The sequence below is a fragment of the Bacteroidia bacterium genome, from assembly GCA_027493955.1.
Taxonomy (GTDB): Bacteria; Bacteroidota; Ignavibacteria; order SZUA-365; family SZUA-365; genus JAOSJT01.
The window spans coordinates 1,380,257-1,402,217 of the sequence record JAOSJT010000001.1; the positions used below are offsets into that span (position 1 = coordinate 1,380,257).

The 21,961-nt window shown below is 56.3% G+C and carries 13 protein-coding genes; 2 read left to right on the forward strand and 11 right to left on the reverse strand.

What is annotated here, in order from left to right:
• Nucleotides 1-166: 166 nt before the first annotated feature.
• The 4 genes from M5R41_05545 to M5R41_05560 form a co-directional block, all read right to left on the reverse strand.
• The gene (locus M5R41_05545; GenBank protein MCZ7555849.1) at nucleotides 167-2,017 is read right to left on the reverse strand and encodes a hypothetical protein; all 1,851 of its coding nucleotides are present in this window, start codon (nucleotides 2,015-2,017) and stop codon (nucleotides 167-169) included.
• Complete coding sequence (locus tag M5R41_05550) at nucleotides 2,014-2,412, reverse strand: hypothetical protein (GenBank protein MCZ7555850.1); 399 nt, start codon at nucleotides 2,410-2,412, stop codon at nucleotides 2,014-2,016. The genes M5R41_05545 and M5R41_05550 overlap by 4 nt, the downstream gene beginning before the upstream one ends.
• Before the next feature lie 732 nt (nucleotides 2,413-3,144).
• Nucleotides 3,145-3,519 (reverse strand): DUF86 domain-containing protein, encoded by a 375-nt coding sequence (locus M5R41_05555; protein MCZ7555851.1) that lies wholly within the window; start codon nucleotides 3,517-3,519, stop codon nucleotides 3,145-3,147.
• Nucleotides 3,509-3,808 carry a nucleotidyltransferase family protein gene (locus M5R41_05560; GenBank protein ID MCZ7555852.1) on the reverse strand — a complete coding sequence of 100 codons (300 nt, stop codon included), beginning with the start codon at nucleotides 3,806-3,808 and terminating at the stop codon, nucleotides 3,509-3,511. The genes M5R41_05555 and M5R41_05560 overlap by 11 nt, the downstream gene beginning before the upstream one ends.
• 1,047 nt (nucleotides 3,809-4,855) lie before the next feature.
• On the opposite strand from M5R41_05560, the gene M5R41_05565 reads away from it, so the two are divergent.
• On the forward strand, nucleotides 4,856-6,682 hold the full coding sequence (locus M5R41_05565; protein MCZ7555853.1) for a DEAD/DEAH box helicase: 1,827 nt from the start codon (nucleotides 4,856-4,858) through the stop codon (nucleotides 6,680-6,682).
• A gap of 86 nt (nucleotides 6,683-6,768) precedes the next feature.
• On the opposite strand, the gene M5R41_05570 is transcribed toward M5R41_05565, so the two are convergent.
• From M5R41_05570 to M5R41_05590, 5 genes are all read right to left on the reverse strand, one after another.
• On the reverse strand, nucleotides 6,769-9,804 hold the full coding sequence (locus M5R41_05570; GenBank protein MCZ7555854.1) for a histidine kinase: 3,036 nt from the start codon (nucleotides 9,802-9,804) through the stop codon (nucleotides 6,769-6,771).
• A gap of 154 nt (nucleotides 9,805-9,958) precedes the next feature.
• Nucleotides 9,959-11,245 carry a Glu/Leu/Phe/Val dehydrogenase gene (locus tag M5R41_05575; protein ID MCZ7555855.1) on the reverse strand — a complete coding sequence of 429 codons (1,287 nt, stop codon included), beginning with the start codon at nucleotides 11,243-11,245 and terminating at the stop codon, nucleotides 9,959-9,961.
• Between the two features lie 1,420 nt (nucleotides 11,246-12,665).
• Nucleotides 12,666-13,859 carry a hypothetical protein gene (locus M5R41_05580; GenBank protein ID MCZ7555856.1) on the reverse strand — a complete coding sequence of 398 codons (1,194 nt, stop codon included), beginning with the start codon at nucleotides 13,857-13,859 and terminating at the stop codon, nucleotides 12,666-12,668.
• 240 nt (nucleotides 13,860-14,099) lie between these two features.
• Entirely contained in the window at nucleotides 14,100-14,804 is a 705-nt protein-coding gene (locus tag M5R41_05585) for a hypothetical protein (GenBank protein MCZ7555857.1), read from the reverse strand.
• Between the two features lie 599 nt (nucleotides 14,805-15,403).
• Complete coding sequence (locus M5R41_05590; GenBank protein ID MCZ7555858.1) at nucleotides 15,404-16,402, reverse strand: DMT family transporter; 999 nt, start codon at nucleotides 16,400-16,402, stop codon at nucleotides 15,404-15,406.
• Nucleotides 16,403-17,964: 1,562 nt separating this feature from the next.
• Here M5R41_05590 and M5R41_05595 point away from each other — a divergent pair.
• Entirely contained in the window at nucleotides 17,965-19,287 is a 1,323-nt protein-coding gene (locus tag M5R41_05595) for a saccharopine dehydrogenase NADP-binding domain-containing protein (GenBank protein ID MCZ7555859.1), read from the forward strand.
• 69 nt (nucleotides 19,288-19,356) lie between these two features.
• Here M5R41_05595 and M5R41_05600 read toward each other — a convergent pair whose 3' ends face one another.
• Entirely contained in the window at nucleotides 19,357-20,679 is a 1,323-nt protein-coding gene (locus M5R41_05600; protein MCZ7555860.1) for a bifunctional lysine ketoglutarate reductase /saccharopine dehydrogenase family protein, read from the reverse strand.
• Between the two features lie 124 nt (nucleotides 20,680-20,803).
• Complete coding sequence (locus M5R41_05605) at nucleotides 20,804-21,799, reverse strand: acetylserotonin O-methyltransferase (GenBank protein MCZ7555861.1); 996 nt, start codon at nucleotides 21,797-21,799, stop codon at nucleotides 20,804-20,806.
• Nucleotides 21,800-21,961 lie beyond the last annotated feature (162 nt).

Genomic DNA, 21,961 nt, shown 5'->3' on the forward strand with positions numbered 1-21,961 from the left:
CTCTTGCGCGTCAATCAGCATTCCTCGGAAATTCTGCGACTTCCTCTGCTCCGTCACTGCTATTGAGGGTCTCCCCTGCATGAGCTCTCAAAGTACGTATAGACTCGTGGTCCCGACGTAAATCTCAATCAACGGGTCGGTCATCCGCTGAGTACCGCTCCGCATCTCACTCCCCCGCCGTTCCCGCACCCGGTATGGGGATGTTGAGCAGCGGCAGACTCGTGCCGAAAAACCAGTACGGCGTATCGAGAAACAGATTGTATCCGAAGCCCGCCTGGAGATAATCTCGAAAAATGGATCCGACGATCGCGATGCCCGGCTCCGGCACATCGTCCTTGTCGAAATACAGCGCGCTCACATTGAGCCCGATGCCGGGATTGATGAGGCGGTTGTACAACGCGCTGCTCCGGCTGCCGGCTTTGAGGAGAACACTGTAGGATGGCGCCGCCTGGAAGCGCCGCTGCACCTCGGTGACGCCCAGCGGATCCACAAACACCAATCCGACAGTCGTTTCGATATGCGACACTACCTGATACAACTGTATGGTCGTCGTGTACAGGTCGGTCGCCGTCTCGCCTTTTCCCGCAGCGGGATCAACGCGCGCCGCACCGAGCCTGATCACGACCGCATCACCCGGCGCACGCTTCCCGGTGTAGCGGAGATCCAGCGTCGTCTCCGCCGGCAACTGCGCGATGTCGTGCCGCGTGACCAGCGCACCGAACGCGAGCGCCTGCGCGGTGATGTTGTCTCCGGAATGCGCAAGACCGCCGGAATAACGCACCTGGTCGAGAATTGCATGAATCGGTGTAATTGCCGTGTGCACGCAGGTGAGCAAGGTCCTCCGCAGGTCCCGCACACGCTCCGCCGTTCGCGCATTCAGACCACCCAGTGTGGCGAGGATTCCTCGCTCATCCGCCAGAGCGGCGATATGCTGCGCAAGACGCTTCGTCGCGTTCGCCAGATCATGCACATCAATGACAGCGGCCTGCAGCCACACTGTCGCGTCGCCCTTCTCCGCTGCACCCGTGTATTTTCTGTGAAGCCCGGAAACGATATCCGCATACTGCGTGATCTCCGCTTTCAGTTTCGAGAGTTCCTCCCGCGCGGACCCGCCTATGCCACCCGCTTCGGACAGCAGTGTGTCCATCGTGCCGCGAAGCCCGCCGGCGCAGCCTTCGATTGTCTCGCGAACGACAGTGAAGGTTTGTGCCAGCATGCTCTCGAGCATACGCTGTACATCGGTTCTGCCCGCGTTGTACTCCTTTGCGAGCGCTGCGGAACGATCGAGCTGTTTCTTCTGCTCTTCGGTAAGGACGACATTCCATCGGGGGATTTCGTAAAACTCGCCCTGCGGATACGCGTCGAAGCCCGCAAGATGCAGCGGCACGCTGCCTTCGCCTGTGCGCATCCACGCCCCGAGCGCAATGTACACCGCTTCGTTCGCGATGCGTGCATCGAGCGTGTCGGTGAGCTGCGCGGTGTATTCCGCCGCCGCCTCAAACACAAGACGATAGGTATCGTGCGTAGACGGACCGGCTTTTTCCAGGCGTCTTTCCACCATCACACCAAATGTTGCAGCATCCGCATTTGCTATTTCGAGAATCTTGTCTCCGATGGTCGCCGCGGGGTCCATGGCCTGTTCGAAAGCTTTGAGATCCTGCGGCGTCATCGCACTTTCCACCAGTGTTTTCAGCGCCACGGCGACATCCGGCAGCACCGCGAGACCCTGACGCGCAGCTTGCTGCAGGACGATCAGGCGCTCCAGTTCCTCTTCCGGGAAACCCCTGACAGGGAACGATACGGCGAGACGTCTGCGGATTTCGGACAGGTCCAGACGAATATGCAGCGTGCTGTTGATGTCCACTATGGGCGCCGCACCTTGCATGATCCACTTCCTGCCGTCCTGATCGATTTCCTCCAGTTGTATCGCGCCGGATGTTTGATCCCGCCCGAAGCTCGTGACAGCAGTGAGGAGCACCGCAGCGCAAATCCACGAAAGGAGCTTCATCCATCTCATGCGTCTTCCTCCATTTTCTCCGCCCGGAAATACGCCTGCAGGACACGCATAAGATTCGGTACGCCATCAGATGCGAGCATCACATCCCGTATGGCATCGGTGATGGACATGGAGAAGGCTCTGCAGTGCCCGAGGGCGGCAGGGAGCCTTTCCGCCCCGGAGAAGTTACGGATCTGCGTTTCGAGCATTACGGGCTGCCTGATCCAGACGACCCATCGTGGCTCAGACTCCGCGCCGCTGAGTTTTGCCGCGCGCTGCACCAGGTCCTCGGCTTCAGGGCCCGTCCCCAGTACCACGAAGAGTACATAGGGCTGCTCATATACGAGATCCGCGAGCATCCTCCCCGCCAGTTCCGCATCGTCGGTGGGGAGTATGGTTGTCTTTCTGAATTCCATCGGTGAGACCTCCAAAGTAATTGCGATGATATGGCGGAAAAAACAATGCCGTATCGGTATTCAGCAAGAACAAGGTGCGCTTTCTCCGTTGTTCGTACTGTCTCTGGTCACATGCCACAGTGGAGCGGCTGCTTCCTTCTGCATACAAACAGTATTGCACGGCACGTCGGCTCAGGGAACACGGACCTGTGATATCGCGCACATGACTGACGACTGGCCGGTGACGCCGGAATGCACGAAACGCACGGTGCCGGGTGCGGATTTACGGATATTCGACTGATTACACCAAATTTTGTAGCAATATACCTGAAGGTGCGATGGATGTCAATGGGGGGATCAAAGTCCGACGGGCGACCGTCGGTCGGCCTCTGCCTGGCGAAGGTCTCTATCGGGGATGCCAGCAGGTCCCTGTGGTTTCGGTCCCTGAGCGGAGCCGAAGTGCCGACTTCCATAGTGATCATCGTGCCATAACCCACGATGTCCTGCTCAACATGGTGACTCGATGGTATCATTCAACATGGCACGGCGTTGCCATGCGAGCGCATCGAGGCTCGAAGCTGCTCTTCGGGCGTAATGATTGTCCCGAGCAACAGTGAGAGACCTTCAACACCGGGAGTGAATGAGAAGGAACGAGTGCGAGCGGAAGCTCGCCGCAGCACGTGGTGGAGGAATGTTTTCAGCGCGGATGGTCGAAGAAGAATGCTTCGGGGCGTATAACCCCAACGTATGCACTCACGACCCCTCACCCTCGAAGAGCGGAGTTTGTGCGTCGTGACCGCGTAACAGATGATGGAGTGCGTTCCGAAGTGGCGGTAAATCCGTCGAAAGAATCTGCCACACGATATCCAGGTCTACTTCCTCATAGGCATGAATCAACCTGTTCCGCGTACCACTCATTTCCCTCCACGGTATATCAGGATGCGCAGTTCTCGTTTCTTCGCTGACTTTCGACGCGGCTTCACCGATGATTTCGAGAAGTCGTATAATCGCGAGGGCACGCATTTCATCGGACTGGAGGTCCTGACGACGTATCGTGTCGCTAAATCCCAGCGCTTTCTCCGTCGCGTCAAGCATGTGGCGGATGCGAATGCGGTCCTTATTCAGCATAGAGAACCCGGGCGTGTTGCATGACTTCCTCTCTGAAGTATTTGCTCAAACTGTTCGGTGTATGAAGATCGACGCGGCGATGCAGTAACTCCTCCAACTCGTCCTGCATTGTGATAAATGCGAACCCGGGAACGTGCCCTTCATGGAATTCCACAAGAACGTCGATGTCACTCGAATCGGTAAAATGTTGTCCCAGAATTGATCCGAAGAGTGATAACTTCTTCACATGGTATCGGCCACAGAGGGCGGTGAGCGCTTCGATAGGGATCGATGAGAGATGTTCCGTCATGGAGGACCCTTATGAAAAATAACGCAGCGTGTACGGTTGAGTCGTGACAGAAGCTTCTCGCGACACAGAAGACGGACGTGCGATGCGGACAACAATGACAATGACCGTGCACGGAGTATAATGTGTTTCCAATTTCTCGTACCTGCAGTATTCACCGCGCAGTCGTGTCGCTAATATACGGAACAACGCTGATTATCACGTGGATATACCGGCAATGCCATGGAGAGGGCACACTCCCCGGCACCAGCTCTGCATCCACAAATCTCGTGCATCGTCATCCCGATGTGCCTTCAACGGTACACTATTGCTCCGCGGACCTCGGGTTGTCTCGTGGAATGCAATCTGGTGATTCGCACTGCAGCGCATGGTGGAATATGGTACGAAATCCACTCAGGTAATCCCGCAGGCAATTCCTCAACGCCGATTCTCCGCTCTCCATTCCCGGGAGAACGGATCCATACCAATGGTCTCATTTCCGATACCGGGTGCTTCCCGAGACGGACGCCACAGACACGCAGGTCGCAGATACTATCTCTGAATAGGAGACCCCCTTTTCTTGCCGCACCAAAAGAGTGATGACTGTGCTGCGGCGTGCACAGACAGGACTCGGGGCTGATGGGGATTTCTTGCCGGTGCAATCAAACATTTCCCATGCATCCACGCCAATGCTTGCATGATATTTTTCTGTTCGCGCACAATAGAGATGTCCATGAATATGCACGATAGAAATGTCCGATTTTTCCTTGATCTGGACGAACAGCATGTTTCGCCCACATAGCGCACGGAAACCGCGAGCGGGTGCATTCGCATGCATGATATTTTTCTCTAGGTTTTCAGAAATCTTGTTTGTACCTTACTAGCTGTCGTGAGATACACGGCACCCGCCTCTGATCCACAGGTTTCGGACGCGGACTTTTGAGAATCGCTTCCGATCCCGGTGATCCCTCCCCTGAACCAGATTTCTCTGGCGTAAGACGGACACAGGACACCCCCGCCTGACGGGGCTCCGATCAAGTGCGTCTCTCCAATGCAAATACAAGGAACTCAATGAGTTTTCAATCTCTCGGTCTCTCCGAGCCGTTGCTGCGCGCAGTGCAGACGGCCGGCTATGAGACACCCTCGGAAATCCAGGCTCTGGCCATCCCTCCCGTTCTTTCCGGCTCCGATGTGCTCGGACGCGCAAAGACGGGCTCGGGAAAAACCGCCGCCTTCGTTCTCCCCATTCTCGATCGGCTCACACAAAGCGCGCCATTGAGCAGATTTCATGGCCGCGCCCGCCGCGGCAAGGTCCGCGCACTGGTGCTCGCGCCTACGCGTGAGCTCGCGCAACAGATCAACGAGTCAACCCGGAAATACGGCCGCTTCCTGCAACTCCGCAGCGACGCGCATTTCGGCGGCGTGTCCATCGAACCGCAGATAGATCGTCTGCGGAACGGCATGGATCTGCTCGCCGCCACGCCCGGTCGACTTCTCGACCACCTGAATCGCGGCAGCGTGGATCTCAGCGCCTGCGAAGTGCTCATCGTGGACGAAGCTGACCGCATGTTCGACATGGGCTTCATCACCGACGTCAAGCGCATCATCGCGCATATCCCGAAAGAGCGTCAGACGCTGCTCTTCAGCGCAACCATCAACGACGAGGTGCGCAAGCTCGCCGCCATCATCATGAAGGATCCTGTCAAAATCGAGGTCGGCATCGAACGCAGCCCCGTCGAATCCGTCCGTCAGCAATTTCTGGCGGTGGAAAAAGACCAGAAATTCGGTTTGCTCTCCGATCTTCTCGGACAGAAGGAACTGGAAAGCGTCCTCGTATTTTCCCGCACCAAACACGGTGCCGATAAAATCAGCAAACGTCTCGGAAACGAAGGCGTCGGTTCGGCGGTCCTCCACGCCAACCGCTCGCAAAGCCAGCGAAACAAGGCGCTCGATGATTTCAAGCGCGGACGTGTCCGCGTGCTCATCGCCACCGACATCGCCGCGCGCGGCATCGATGTACAGGGCATCTCGCATGTCATCAATTTCGATACGCCGACCTATGCCGAGGATTACATTCACCGTATTGGTCGAACCGGCCGCGCGGAAGCCACCGGCGACGCCATCACCTTTGTCTCGCGCGATGAGCGGATCATGCTCAAGCGCATCGAGTCTTTTACCGGACTCCGCTTCCACCTTGAAACGTCTGATGGTCAGGTCCTCCCGGATCGCACGTATCAGGCGCGGCAGGCCAGCGGTCAGAGCGCATCGCGCAATGGCGGACAGGGCAGGCCCGACAGTCGCAGGAGCGAGGAATCTCGCGACAACCGCGGCAGAAATGGGAATCAACGCTTCGGTGGTCCTCGCAGCGAACGCGGCGAGCGCGACACGTATCGCGGCCGAGGCGGTTCGGAACAAACCGCTCCGGCACCACAGCGTGCCAACGGCGGAGCGCCGCGTCACGGACAGACAGCCCGACCCCTGGAGAGCGAAGGGCGCCCCTTCCGTACGCATACCGAACGTCCCGGGCAGGGTCCCCGTCCGCAACCGCGTCACGAGCGGACAGATGCGCGTGACAAAGGCGCACCGCGCCGCTTGAGGGATAACGGAGCAAACGGACTCCCCGCGAACGGCGAACGTCGCGAGCACCGCGAAGCGACAGTCGCCCGACCCGAAGCCCCGCGCAAACGCGTGGCCTCGAACATCCCCGAATGGGCGCTGCCCGTTGCGAAAAAGCCACGCAACCGCAACAACACGGCACCGAAGCCCGACGGCGCGAACAACTGGTCAACGGAATACAACGCGTCGTTCCGTGGCGGTTCCGCAAGAAAAAATGGGTTTGCGCCGAAGCATTCCTCCGGGCACTCCGACAACAAAACCTCCTACGGTAAGCGGAAATAGCCAACCGTGGTCCTGAAATGAGCAACGGCGCTCTCACCTGTGTGAGGGCGCCGTTGCTCTTTGTGTATGCGACACACGGACGACCGCTATCCAGAGGTATTGCTTCCGTTCTGCAACAGCCGCTGCTTCAACACCACTCCCTCACCGGATTGTCCGTTCACGAGAATTTCCACATCCTCCGGCGCGAGAACATGCTTGCAATACGTCGTTTCCTCCTGCACCGGCAACGACTCCAGCCAGTCCCAGTCAATGCTGTGCTGCTCGTTGTAATGCCGCAGCGTGAAATACGCAATGCGGAACGACGTGAGATTCTGAAAAAAATGCGATCCCTGCGACGGATCAATGATCATGTCCGGGAGAGAGGTCTCGGCGATGGCACGCGCGGAGGAGATGTCGGAAAAACCCACCGGGATGCCGAGCGACGGATCGGAGCTACCCCAACGGCCCGGTCCGATCAGCAGATACGGTGTACGCTCGGCAAGCAGGCGCTGATTGATGGCGCTGATTTCCTTGACCATCATGCGCGTTTTCATGGCGCTGAAGGTCTCGGGTTTGACGTAGACGATATGCCGCACATGGGTCAGGCCGTTGCCCAACGCCTGCTCGCTGCGGAAGAGGACGGACTCCTGCGGGACGGCGCTCATATTCACGTTCACGCTCCCCTCCTGCTTGACCATGGGCCGGAGCTGCAGAAAGCTGAACTCCGCCGGAGCGGCCGCCTTCCGTCCAAGCCGTACGGCGAATTCGATCTCGACGGGACAATTCACCGCGGTCTCGCACATTCCCACCAGAAGTCGAACCACCTCATTCAACGGAATGATGCCGGATTTGAGAATGGGTGCGAAGGTCAGCACGCGCGGTCCCTGGCGGCCGATGCCTTCGTACAGACGATCATCCTGTCCGGAATACGTGGAGGCGAGATGCTCCAGCGTGCCGTGCTTCTCCGCCTCATCAAGGCCGAGGACGACCAGATTCTGATCCTCGCGCGGATATTTCCGGACGATATCGGATTCCAGATCCAGCGCGTAGAATTTCAGCTGCGAATTGTGAAACAGATCGCGCGTGGTCCCGAACTGCGGATACACCGTCGGATAGGCGGGACTGAACTGCAGGCTCGTACCGCCATCAACGATGGTCTTTCCGAGGCCCAGCGCGAGATTCACGACGCCATCTTTCTGTTTCGCCTTGCCGAAGGGATAGTAGTTGAAGGAGCGCGCCACACCGGAAATATGCGGATAGAAATAGCGTCCGCAGCGGTCCCCGGCGATTTCCTGTATCACCACCGCCATACGCTCCTCTTCGATGCGGTTGGATGTGGCTTCGATGTAATTCCGCGCGGCGCGGAAATACGTGGACGCATACACAAATTTCACCGCTTGCGTCAGGTTGTGGAAACGCACCGACGGATCGCTGCTGCTGTTCGGTATCATCACCGTGGCGTAAATGCCGGCGAAGGGCTGATACATGGCGTCTTCGAGCAGCGACGAGGAACGTACGGCCAGAGGAAAGCGCGCTTTGTCCAGAATGGCGCGCAGGTCGCCGAGCACGGTCGGCGGCAGATCAGCGTGTAGAAAGGCGCGGAGTATTTCGCCGTCGGAGACGTTCAGCAGGGCGAGTTCGAGCAAATCGTTTTGCTCGACAAATTGCGTGAAAACGTCCGTGCCGAGTACGATGGTGCGCGGTATGGAGATGCTCATGTCCGGGAAGAAATCCCGATCCAGATATTTCCGGAGCAGATTATCCGTGAACGCCAGGCCGCGTCCCTTGCCGCCGAGTGAACCCGAGCCGATGCGCAAAAAGCGGCTCTCGCTGTCGTAGTCGCTGCGGCTGAAATCCTGTATCACCCCTTTCTGATCCTGCACGAGGTGCTCGGTGATGACGGAGATCAGATAGGCGCGCAGTTCTTCGATACTCGTGAACTGGCTTACCTTCACCGGCTTGATGCGGTCCGCCAGCTCGAAGCGGGTACGCGCACAGAGCCAGTTGCTGAAGTGATCGCGCCGCGCATGGAATTCCAGAGACGCGGCGGGGATGTAGCGAAGCTTTTCGCGCAGGTCGCGAATCGTTCGCGCGCGGGACAGCTCGGTGCCATCGGGCTCGCGAAACACGAAATCCCCGAAACCGAAGTTCTGCGTCATGAATTCGCTGAGCTCCTGCAACAGAATGCGGGAATTCTTGTCCACGAACGCCAGCCCTTCGTGTTCGATACGCAGCCGGTATTCCGTGCTCGAAGACTGGATCAGAATGGGGAGTTCCTCATTGAGCAGGCGTGCCTCGGCGGCGAACATCAGACCCGCTTCGGGATCGGTCTCGCCGCCCCGGGTGAAGGACAGATCGGAAATAATGCCCAGTATGCCTTTGCCGTACCGCCGGAGCAGCGCGGTGGCTTCCTCATAGTTTCGCGCGAGCAGAATTTTCGGACGGGCGCGCTGCCGCAGCAATTTGTCCGCGAAGTTTCTCCCCTCTTCGATCAAACCCTGCGTCTGACGGATCAGCTCCGCGTAAATCAGCGGGAGATAGGATGAATAAAACCAGGGGGAATCCTCGACAAGCAACACCGCGCGCACACCGAAATCGAGGCAGTCCACCGGCGCGTTGCGAATATCCTCGAAGAGCTTGATTATGGCGAGAAACAACGTGCGATCACCGGACCAGACGAAGACGTTGTCGAAAATGCGCATATCGGCGGTGTTCATGAACAGCTCGAACTCCGCCGATTGAAAGGACAGAAGAAACACCGGCAGCTCGGGATGACGATGCTTGAGCGCGGAACAAAAGGACGCCAGGTCCATATCGCCCAGACGCAGCATGCTGATGACGATGTCGAATTCCCGCGTTTCCAGAAGCTGCAGTGCCGCCTCACCCGAACTCACCCGCGTGATATGCGGCGCGTAGTGAAGGTTCAGCTCGGAGTACTCGTTGAAAATGGCCTCTGTCAACTGACCGTCTTCCACGAGCGTGTAGTAATCGTACAGACTCGACACGAGCAGGATATTGTTCACCCGCACCCGCATCAGATCCTTGAAGTCCAGCTGGCGCCGTTGACGCGCGCGATAATCCTCGCCGAACTGGCTGATCAGTCTGGTGACTTCATCGTCGTAGCTGCTAGCGGCAATGGCCATGGATACGCACCGTTACACATTGAGCGAGAAGAAGGTTCGGGGTACCGGGATCACCGACCGGCGCGTTTCGCCGCGCATGCGGGCAGTGTACACCGACGTTGCGGACCGCGTCCGTGCAGAGACACAGAAGCTCCGGCGCGATGCCGTACGCCCGCTACACCCAGCCACGCATTCTGCAGGCTTCGGCCACGCGGGCGATGGCGATCATGTAGGCGGCGTCGCGCATGGGAATGCCCCGACGATGCGCCATACCCGATACGGCGAAATAGGCGTCGGTCATTTTCGCGTCCAGTTTACTGATCACCTCGTCGCGTGTCCAGTAGTAATTCATGTTGCTCTGCACCTGCTCGAAGTAGCTGCAGGTAACGCCGCCGGCGTTCGCGAGGAAATCCGGGATAAGCCAGATGCCTTTCTCGCGTATGACGGGATCAGCCACGGGCGTGGTGGGCCCATTCGCCCCCTCGGCGATGATTTTAACGGAGGGAGAAATGGATTTGACCGTATCGCGATTGATTTGATTCTCGAGCGCGGCGGGAATCAGCACATCCACGTCCTGTTCTATCCACGCGTCGCCCGGCAGCACCTCATAGCCGGCGTCCAGGGCCTTCTCCTTGCTGATCTCTCCGTAGGAGTTCGTGAGTGTGCGCAGCACTTTCAGGTCGACGCCGTCTTTTTTCCGGAAGGCGACGGCGGTTTGCTCCTTCTGATTCCAGCTCGAGACGCAGATGGTTTTCCCGCCGTAATAGTTGAGCAGCTCTATGGCATACTGGGCCACGTTGCCGAAGCCCTGTACCGACGCCGTGGCGTCGGCGATGTTCAAGCCCAGTTCCTGCAGCGCTTCGCGTACGGTGTATATTACACCGTAGCCGGTGGATTCGGCGCGCCCCAGCGAACCGCCGAGACCTACGGGCTTGCCCGTAATGGCGCCGGGGCTGCGATGGCCCACGAGCGTTTCGTACTCATCGAGCATCCAGAGCATGTGCTGCGACGAGGTCATCACATCGGGCGCGGGGATGTCGATGTCCGGGCCGATGAATTTCGCCACCTGCCGCACCCAGCCCCTGCAGAGCGCTTCCTGCTCCCGCTGCGAAAGATTGTGCGGATCGCAGACCACGCCGCCCTTCCCTCCGCCGAGTGGAATATCCACGACGGCTGTTTTCCACGTCATCCACATGGACAGTGCCCGGACGGTGTCGGCGGTTTCCTGCGGATGGAAGCGGACACCGCCTTTGCATGGCCCCCGCGCATCATTGTGCTGAATACGGAAGCCGCGGAACACCTTGCAGCTGCCGTCATCCATACGGATGGGGATGTTGAAATGAAATTCGCGGTCTGGTACGCGCAACAACGAGCGCGTTCCGTCATCCAGCCCGAGCCGTTCCGCAAAGGAATCGAACTGCTGTTGCGCCATTTTGTAGGGATTGAACGAATCTCCGCTCATGCCGGCACTCCTGAAAGGTGAGTCGCTTCTGTTTTTCGATGCAAAGCCGGGGTGCTTCAAGATTCTCAGCCCCGGGACGGATTCATCACTGAAATTAGGGCTTTTCGGCGACATTCTCAATTCTGCATCGGGAACTCTGAATTGAGTAGGAGGGAGTTGGGGATGTCTGATTTCCTAGCGCTGCCACCTCCACCTCTCGAAACCATGCGTTAATAGTGGCACAGGACTCGGTAGCGAGTTGCGAAGGTGGGGATTGTAACTTGTGGCACAATTCGAAATTACGTTTTGCGCGAAACGGGTTGTAGGCTGCGGGATCATGATTTGGAAAATATATCAGACAGAAGTGCATGCCGACTCAACCGCATGTCATCTCGTGTGTTCTACTGATCAGGGATCAGCATCAGAACTTGTCGCTTCCTTCTTGGATCTTAACGGGGTATCGAAACTGAATAAATTTATCCCGAACAAGACACGGATTCATAACATGCGGATCTATGAAAAAGGGAGGACGCAGTGTTCCTCCCTTTGTGAGTATTCGTCGATGATTGAGTAGTAGGACTATATTTCCGGACTTCGGTACTGAGTTCTAACCAGAGTATACATCTTACTCGGGAAATTCGGTAATCTCGTATTCCGTAGGGATACGATCTGTAGAGGCTCCGATACTCGCTCCGCGCCCCTCGAACTCGTCGTGTACGGTAAAATCTTTACCGTCTGATGAGACACAGTAGCACGGAACTGGTTCTGGCCAACAATAGAAGGTATGAACTCTTCCACCATCTGCGTTCATACCCCAGGTTTTACTTTCATATCTGCCATCCCTACATGTTCCCGCGCCACTCCAAGTATAGCCATCTTGCGCGGTGTAGTTCGTAGACGTTGACACGCTCAAGAAGGCGAGCGCGAAAACAATGAAGACCATCAGCAACTTCATTTCACCTCCAGTTTATAACGATGCCCACATTCATTGTGAATCGACAGGTATATGCATTTCGATTACAGTCTGTTTGATTTGCGTTTTAATCTGTATATAATTGCAGGAATAGCGTTTTCACTTGTACCGATATATATAGTATCCTTCTTGTGCAAGGCTATCACCCATGGGTACGTCGTTGGATCTATCGACGAAACACTGTCCGCTGGATAGTATTTCACATCGAATCCCTTTTTCGCGAACAAAGCAATTCTTTTCCGAGCTTCAATCGGCCGTTCAGCGACAACGTATATTGTGTTTCGGAAGGAATATAACTCCAACCGCCTACAACACTCTATAAGAGTTGAAACACAAGATATGCAACCATCTGCCGGTATAAACATTTTCACGGTAGCATTGTTATCAAATTTCTGCGCTATACTGGGTACCACCGCCCAGAACGAGTAAAATAGGGTACATAGCAGAAACCGTCGCACGCCTTCACCCTCAATTTATTATGATTTTATACTTGTACATAAGGTAGTTCCTCTCCCCCGTTGTGCTCCTGGCAATAACATAGGCATAGTCATTCTCGTCGAGCACGATTTGCTCAATGATCCTGGATATGTTTTCAAACGTCGCAGTTCCAATGTAGCGAAGCGAACCTGGATGATATAAGTGAGCTGCATAGCGAATATTGTTACCATATTTTTCCATTGCAAAGACGCATAGATGACGACAGGATTCGCTGATTGACCTTATTGCAATTCGATCTGGCGATAACTGTTCACCAACATTCCCGCCTCGTGGGAGCGCACATGCTATTCGATCCTCCATATAGTAAAGGTATGGCTCAACCCCATGAGAATACAAACACACGCCATCATTTTTCCAAAATACGACTGGCTCTTCTATGGCATACTCCCAAGGGGTTGCTTCTCTTTTGGCAAAAATGTATGTATTATCGTCTGGCTTGCTATATCGAAACATTGTTTTAGGATTGTCAATATTGTTCTTTAATGTCATCAATCCTCCTATAATAGTATCGCATGCGGGATTCAGATAATACGAACCACAAACATAGTTATACGGATACAACGTTATCTGGCAGACTGTTAGTCTTTTTGAGTGCGTGTCAACGCGTAAGAGTGCCGGTAAACCGAGAACAGTTGTATCCTGCTTATGATTCCTGCTAATGATACACGGACCGGAGACCAAGGTTAGTAACACAATCTCATCATCTGAGATGATTCTGTAACCTCTGACGTAATGTTGAATTCGCGCAAGTAATTCCTCGTTTCTAATGCATTTACGCGAAATACTGTAGGCTTGCTGCGAATCAGGCTTGATGTACCCTTTAATTTCCCTGACTTCCCGTTGATTCTGCGGAAACAGCGAATCGACGAGTTCTTCTTTTAATTCAAAGTGGAATGTAACAGCTCCTGATTTTATGTCTCGAAATGTGATGGAATTATCCATGAATCCTGAGATGATGAGTTGTTCCTTCTCTATACTTGCAACATTCACAGATACTATCTCACAGCCTTCATCTTCCGACAGAACAACGGAATCCACCAATGAGTACTCAACGATTGCCTCATTAGGACGTTCCAGAGGTACTTTTGAGGACACAGCTAACGAAATTGCGGCTACCACAATTGGGAGACAGACAATGGCCGCTATTCTTGTTTTCGCCTTCATTCGGACCTCCGTCTTTCTTCTCGAACCAATTTTCTTTGACTCTCTATTTGTATTTACCCACCACTTGCTCCGCCTTGGCGAGTTTTTTTGTATTTTTTTTTCAGTCGCCGACGTTTTTCTTCGAAGTTCGCGCGATTCGCCGGTTCTCACTGAGTTTGTCGCGCTCGTGCGGAGCCGTTCCTCGCCTGTTGCCCGGCCTTTTCCATGGCTCCGCGGCGAAATTTGCCACGACAATGCCGATCACCTTCTACGGTTCCAGGTCGTGCGCAATTCATCCCTGAACCAATTCACGATGTTCAGGTATATCGACCGATACGTAGCCCTGTATTCCGCGGAGCTCATGCCTTCGTTCCTACGGAAATACACGGCGGGCTCTTCCGCGATCCCGATCAGACAATCACTGATCCACTCCCGGATCGCGCCGAGCATGGCCTCTGCCACAGGCATCGTGAGCTTTCCTTTCCCGACATAGGCCGCACGCACCCATGCCCCCGTCGTATCGAGCGCCGCCTCGATGCCGGCCCGCAGCTCATTTTCCTCTCTCTCCGGAATACCATGTTCGCTTGACTCACCCTCCCCGGACTTGTACATAGCCGCAGGCCACATCTTCGTATAGTGCAACACGTCCCTTTCGGGCACCTCGCGTCTGTAATCCTCCTGAGCGGCGAGGACACTCAGACTGGCAGTCAGAACCTGTACGACGGGATTAGTCGGGTGCCCCCCGCTCGATGAGGCGACGCGGGCGTTGTAGATCGGGAGATACCGGGGGATGCGCCGGAGGAGCTCCTCGACCGGCATGAACGGTCGGTCTTTCAGTATATCTCTGCCGGCAAGGCTGTATACGCGACCGAGCTCGGAGTCAGCATGCTTCAGTCCGGGCGTCTTTTTCCTATGATGATCAAGCGCCCTTAGAAGATTTGTATGCGTGGCATTGTCTTCCGACAAAATGCGGCAAAACTCCTGACGCACGCAACGCCGGACGAGACCGTGTATATACCCGCACGGGAGTACGAAATGCTCAGGGAAAGTGCAAATTGCCGCAAGCGATCGTCTGAGTTTCCCGCAGGGCTTCTTCCCGTCCCAAGCGAGAAGGCCTGCCATGCTATCATTCGCCACGTCGCGTTGCGACAGGCCCAACTCGTCGAGCCGCCAATATCCGTGATGCATCTGACGCCCGACTTCCTCATATTCAAACGTCAGCATTATCTGAATAGGCTCCGCCACCTCGGCGTTGCTCAGCGTCCGCTCCAACAGACCCCGGAACAAACGCTCATGCACGTTTTTGTGTTCGCACTCCGCCATACGGGACTCCTCACCTCGTTTGTCCGCAACATCCGGACCCGAACCCTCACGACACCGGGACATCATGCGCTCCGCGCGAAACAGGACAGACGATCCCGTCGCGGAGTGATCCAGGCTCCGGTCAACATTTTACGAGGTTTTTCTCTGATATGCAATATGGATTGAGACCGGAGAAAAGAAAAAGGGAAGCAACCCGGACGGATCACTTCCCTTCGCATACGGCAGGGTTCACTTCACCGATTTCACACCACCTGCCGGAACACTCTCCTCGTCATACGGAGCATGTGGCTTCCCCCCACCGGCAACCAACTGAAGCGATGCAGCGAGCCCAGAAACAATCCTGACATGATCAGCAGCAGACCCACGAATGTCGAGGGGTATATGCGTTCGCCAACGATGCCGCTTATCAGTATCAGCGAAAGAAACGGCACCAGATACACAACATTCCCGATTCGCGCCGACGACTCGCCCGAGGTCAGCGCACGGAACCAGATCACATAGGTTATTCCCATTTCGAACAAGCCGATATACATCGACCCCAGCAGACCGCGTCCCTGCGGCAGAGTCAGACCATCGGTGAGCAGCAGGTAGATCAAAATAAACGCGGAGCCGAAGGCAAAGTTGACGAACAGACGGACGATGCGGTCTCGTTCTTCCCGCATGTTCAGTATCCAATAGCCCGCCCAGATCGCCGCGCTTGCCACGGCGCAGAGCAGTCCGCCGATATGCAACTCCGCCAGCGCGGCGGCACCGCCACCAAGCGAAATCACGACGACACCCACAAAGCTCATACTGATTTTTATATAATCCATACGCAGGATTTTCTGGCCGAGGAACACCGCCGAGAGCAGTATCAGAAAAACGGGCCATATATAATTAATCGGCTGCGCGAACTGCGCAGGCAGCAAATCATAGGAGGAGAACATCAGCAGATAGTAGAGAAAGGGATTCAGGGCGCCCAGCACGGCGGACTTACCATAATCCCGCAAGGACCAAAGATGCCGCAGTCTCCACAACTTCCGCTGGCGGACAAGGACCAGAAACAGGACGACGAGCGAGGTGGCCGAGGCGGTGAGCAACATGGGACCCACCTTCGTATACCCGAGCGTCAGTTTGAACGCCGACGCGACCGTGGACCACAGAAAGGTGGCGAGTATCGCGTCCTGCAGGCCGCCGCCTTCGCGGAGTCCCGTGATTGCTTTCCAGCCGTTGCTTCGTATGCTCTGCGCAGATATCTGCATTACCGTTTTTTCTGTTTTGCGTTGCGCCCCGCGGCAGTCGGCGCGGAGACACTGTGTTCGATACATGGAGAGGTTGGCCGGGTGACGGAGTCCGGTAGCGGTTGCTCGCGTCACCCTTCAGCGGAGGGTATGTTCAGAGGGAAGCGATTGCCGACCGCTCGTGAATGAAGTACGCGCGCGCCGAGGAATCGTGGAGGGATTTTTGGAGGGGATTGACGTTTGTCATTTTCTCTGAGTTTATGTACCGCAATTGGTCGCGGCAGATTCGCTATTAATATAGCGATTTATTTTGAGAAAGCAAGATCCTTGCAAATATATTCCGTATGATACTTCATTTCTCTGCAATTATCCTGCTTTATTCGACCAATAGTGCAATATTTTCACAAGAGAGAGGCTGCATTCAGCATATCTGCAGTATCGAAGTGGGGCTGGGATTCGCATCCTACGACATCATTAGAAATCGAACACCGGCGCAGTCCTGCTTATGACATCAGGTGATGTGTACCAAGGATGACTGTGGCCGGTCCCTTCGGCGGTAGGCGAGCGCTCTTCGGCTTCGTTCAGGGTGCGGAAACTCCGCACAAGGACCGAAACCACCGGGAATAATGTCATCCGCAAAATCGACCGGTGTACGCGCCTCTAAGAACGCTGTTACTGACATCGAGTAGGATTTACTTGCTTGACCGGACGCTGCTCCTTCGACTCCGTGCCCGTGAACGTCGGTGCATCCTCCAGCGATATTGCTGCGGGCACTCCGCTGCTAAGGACATGTTGGACGATATGGGTCGACTCTGAGACTACCAAACCTCGTCACCCTGAGTGTTTCTACCGGCGCGTACACCGGCCCATTTCTGAGCTGACATCTGAGACGTATCAGTAGCGCCAACAAACCCCGTCACCCTGAGCGAAACGACCGCTGCACGTAGTGAGTCTGAGGCACAGACTTTCACGGTCGTGGAGTCGTCCTTCGACAGCCACCGGGTGATACCTGGTCATTGCAGCTAAAATATTCTCGTGGTGGCTGCTCAGGAGGCCTGCGTCCGGAATCCGCGAGTCAAGTAGGTCCGCACAGTCTCCAAGATGTCATTAACAGGAGGCACGACAGGAAAGGTGCGTTTCGAAGCTCAGATTCAAGCAGAGTGCCGTCAGGGTGACCGTGTTTGCGTCGATTTCTTCAAACCAATGTCACACTCGAAATAAACGGCGTCCACCTGGGCGGACTGGTTGGCACACTTGGTTCGAAGATCGAAGATTCGCTGTGGCGGACTCGTCGAGGCGAGCTGACAGGCTTATTTGGCATTGCTGCCGCTCTTACACCCTCTTTCCTTCTGTTCTTTCTGTGCCTTCTGTGGTACTGCCTTCTGTGGTACTGCCTTCTGTGGTACTGCCTTCTGTGGTACTGCCTTCTGTGGTCTGTGTTTTTTTTCACGATTATCCCCGCTGTATATTGCATCTGGTACTATGCTTCCTCCCCGAGGGTCTCACGCGGAATCCCGATTGAATCCAGTCAGCACCATACATCTACCAAACAGTTTTCTCAGCCGAGAAACAAGGAGCCATCAATGAAACAGGTCCTCGTGCTGGGCGCCGGCCTCGTCGCGCGTCCGCTTGTACGTTACCTTCTCGAAGATCCCGATTTCCAGGTCACCGTCGCCACGCGTACCGTCAGTAAAGCCGACGAACTGATCGCCGGACATCCCCACGGCGTCAGTAAAAAAGTGGATGTGAGCGACGAAACCGCTCTCCGCGAGCTGATCGCGACGGCGGATATCGTTATCAGCCTTCTCCCGTGGATTCATCACCTCACTGTCGCGAACCTCTGTGTCGAATACGGGAAGAACATGGTCACCACCTCGTATGTCAAGCCCGAAATGCAGGCGCTGGACGGGCAGGTGCGCGAGAAAGGATTGATTTTCCTCAATGAAATCGGCGTCGATCCGGGTATCGATCACATGGCGGCTATGCGCGTGATCAACGGGGTCAAGAACGCGGGCGGAAAGATCACGAGTTTCTATTCGTACTGCGGTGGCCTTCCTGCCTTGCAGGACAACACGAATCCCTGGGGTTACAAGTTCTCGTGGAGTCCGGTAGGCGTGATGCTCGCAGCGAAAAACAGCGGCCGCTATCTGAAAAACGGCGCCGTCGTGGATGTGGCTCCCGAGCAGCTCTTCGAACACTACTGGCTGCTTGACGTACCGGGCAGCGGCACGTTCGAGGCGTATGTAAACCGCGACTCCCTCCCGTATGTCGATCTGTACGGCGTGCAGGGCATCGAAAGCATGTACCGCGGAACGCTGCGCAACGTCAGTCACTGCGAGTCATGGAATTATTTCAAGAAGCTCGGGCTGTTCGATCAGGAGCGCACCTTCGACTTTGGCACTACCGCGCCTCGCCAGGTGCTGGCGGCGCTGGTGGACAGCAACGGCGACGATCTCGTGGCGGACATGGCGCGCTTCCTCGGTATCGCACCGTATGCGGTCGCCATAAAGAAGCTCCAATGGCTCGGTCTGTTCAGCGATGAATTGCTGCCGCTGGGCGTGGCGTCGGTGTTCGATATGTTCGCGCATGTCATGGAGAAGCGCCTGGTCTACGCTCCGGGTGAGGTGGATCTGCTCGCGCAGCATCACGAATTCATCGCGGAATATCCGGACGGCCGCCGGGAATTCATCACATCAACCATGGTGGATACCGGGATACCGCATGGCGACAGCTCCATGGCGCGCACAGTCAGCCTCCCGGCAGCCATCGCCACGAAAATGATTCTGAAGGGCATCATCGACCTCAAGGGCGTGGTCATTCCCGTGCATCCGGAGATCTACAATCCGGTGCTGGACGAATTGGAAACCATGGACATCCGTCTCGTCGAGCGCAAGCGCGATCTCTGAGTCGCAATTCTTCCGGAACGAAACGAGGGACATCGCAGGATGTCCCTCGTTTTTTCGTCTGTGCGACGTTCAGGCGTGTTGTACGAGCTGCTCCTCGAGATAGCGGAAGCGTTCAACGAGCGAACCTTGGTGTGCGATGATTGCGTTCTTGAGTTCCGGCGGGAGATCCAGCGTCTCGAACGGCTGTGTGAAATCCGCGGCGGCAAGTGCGGGCACCAGCGGTTCGAGCGAAGCACCGAAAGCCGCGGAGGCTTCGCGCGGCAGTTCGGTCGGGAGTTTATCCACCGCGAGAATGACGGGCCCGGCGCCTTCCCATCCGTCTATGACATTGCCGCTCAGCGGCTCGTACACGTAGACGGGATTGACGGAGCTTGTTTCCTTGACGTTGAGCTGCACCGAGCCGTCTATGTCGCAGGTGATGTCGCCGACGACACGGAGTCGCGGAGGCGCGGCGCCGCTCCAGAGAGCGCGTGCACCCTCGATGCTGAGCAGGCGGGGGTAACGGGCCTCCCAGTAAATGCCATTCACCATCAGTGTCAGGTGCGGAAGATAGCGATCGAATTTCGATTGGTAAAATTCCGGATGCTCGTAGAAATGCTGAAGCACAAACGGCGCGTTCGGATCTTTCGCTTCGAACATATCCTCTTCGCGGAATTCCACCTTGTAGCAGACGCGGTTCGAGAATTCCCCCTTCGCCATGAATGCCGCGAGCTCCGAGGCCTCGATGCGCTGTGTAGGGAGCAGATCGTACAGATGCTGCGCGCCCCGTGAAACATTGCCGTAGCCGGTGAAGCCGGTAATGAAGGGCACGATGGCATCCGGAAGTCCGTTGGCGGCGATGTCCTCCCCTACTGCTTTCAATGCCTCCTCGGCGCGATGCAGAAGCTCATACTCCGTGGCATATTTCACCTGCGCAAAGGGCGAGGCAATACCCTCGGAGAGCAGACGTCGCCCGAGCGCCCAGAGTGAGTCTATCATCCCCGCGAGGCCCGCGAAATTCCCGAAGAACACCAGGCGGCGGCCCTGCGCATCCTTGACGAGCTCATAGTCAATCAGCGTGATGCGATGGTCGAGGATATAACGCAGCATGGGCATGTTGTACGGCTGCCCCTTCACCGTATGGGAGAAGAACATATACGCTTTGTCGTCCAGCATGAACTGCGGCTGAATCTCCTTTACGCCGAAGACGACATTCGCATCGCGAAAATCGTCCGTGAGCTCGGCACCGGCGGAAATGTACTCCTGATCGGCAAAGACGCGGCGCTCCATGGGTTCGACGAGCACCCGCAACCCCCGCCCGGCGATGAGTCGGCCGAGTTGTTCCGGCGACAAGGGCACGCGCCGCTGCGTGATGTCTTTTGTTTCCTTCCGTACGCCGATGCAATTGATCATGGTGAGGGTGCTCCTTCTGTGTTCCCGATGTGCCGCCTCCGTCGCGGAGGCATCCATGAAATGTAGCACCGGACGAACACATCTCCAACCCGTACGCCGGAGCAGGTACGGAGCGCTCTCTCCTTTATTCCTGACGCTTTCTCGCGTGCAATTGCGCGGCCCCGAAAAGCGTGTCGTGCCGCTCGATATCCGTAAGCCCTGCGGAGCGCATCCAGGCCGCGACTTCCTGCTCCGTGTACGTGTCCCCGGCCTCGGTGGCCACGAGCATGTTGATCGCGAACAGCGCGGCCGACGGCGGGTGTACCCGGTCTTCGTCGATAATAAAATCCTGTACGATCAGCCGGCCTCCGTCGTTCAGCGCGTCCGCGCACTTGCGGATAAGCATGGTGTTCTGCTCAGGACTGTTGCTGTGCACAATAGCGGAGAGGAAGATCACGTCATAGCCGCTCCCGATGCCGTCCGTCAGGTAATCCCCCGCCAGTGTTTCTATCCTGTGCTCGAGTCCCGCGTCACGTATGTAGCGGCGCGTTATCGGTATGACGGCCGGGAGATCGAAGACTGTGGCCTTGAGATCCTGTTTGACGCGCACCATGGCCATGGCGTAGGCGCCGGAGCCGCCGCCAAGATCGAGCGCGGACGCGGCGTCGTGGAAATCAATCAGGTTCACATCGGCCGGGGCCTGCACTTTCGCGCGATGATGCATGGCGGCGATAAAGTTTTCAAGCCAATCCGGGGTACGATCCTCCACAGGCGTATGCTCAGGCGCTGTACCTGTGCGGACGGCCTCGGTGAGCCGACTCCAGCGCTCCCACAAATTGGAATAGTGCCCGAGATTCGTGAAGCACTCGTCGGAAGCGGGTGACAGGAATCTGCGGGAAGCGTCCGAATGCCTGTAGCGCTCTCCGTCCGTATACACCAATCCCAGTGCGCACAGTGCGCTCAACAAGCGATCGGTGGCTCGCGGATCGCTCCCGCAGGCGTTGGCGATTTCCGCGGCGGTGCGGTTTCCCGCATCGAGGAGCTTCCACAGGCCCAATTCCTCAGCGGTCAGAATGATGCGGCTCTGGCGATACCCGTTGATGGCGGCCAGAAGAGATTCCGAAGTCCAGGCTGTACTCATGGTGTCGTCCGTTCCTGTCGCGTGTATGAATGACGGATACCCGTTCGACTGCAAGTTAGCACCCTGTGGCGGATCGCGGTAGTCGTACGACAAGGATTTGACATTTTCATGACAAACAGCACAGCCGCAAATCCGATTTTCGTAACAGTCACCCATCACACT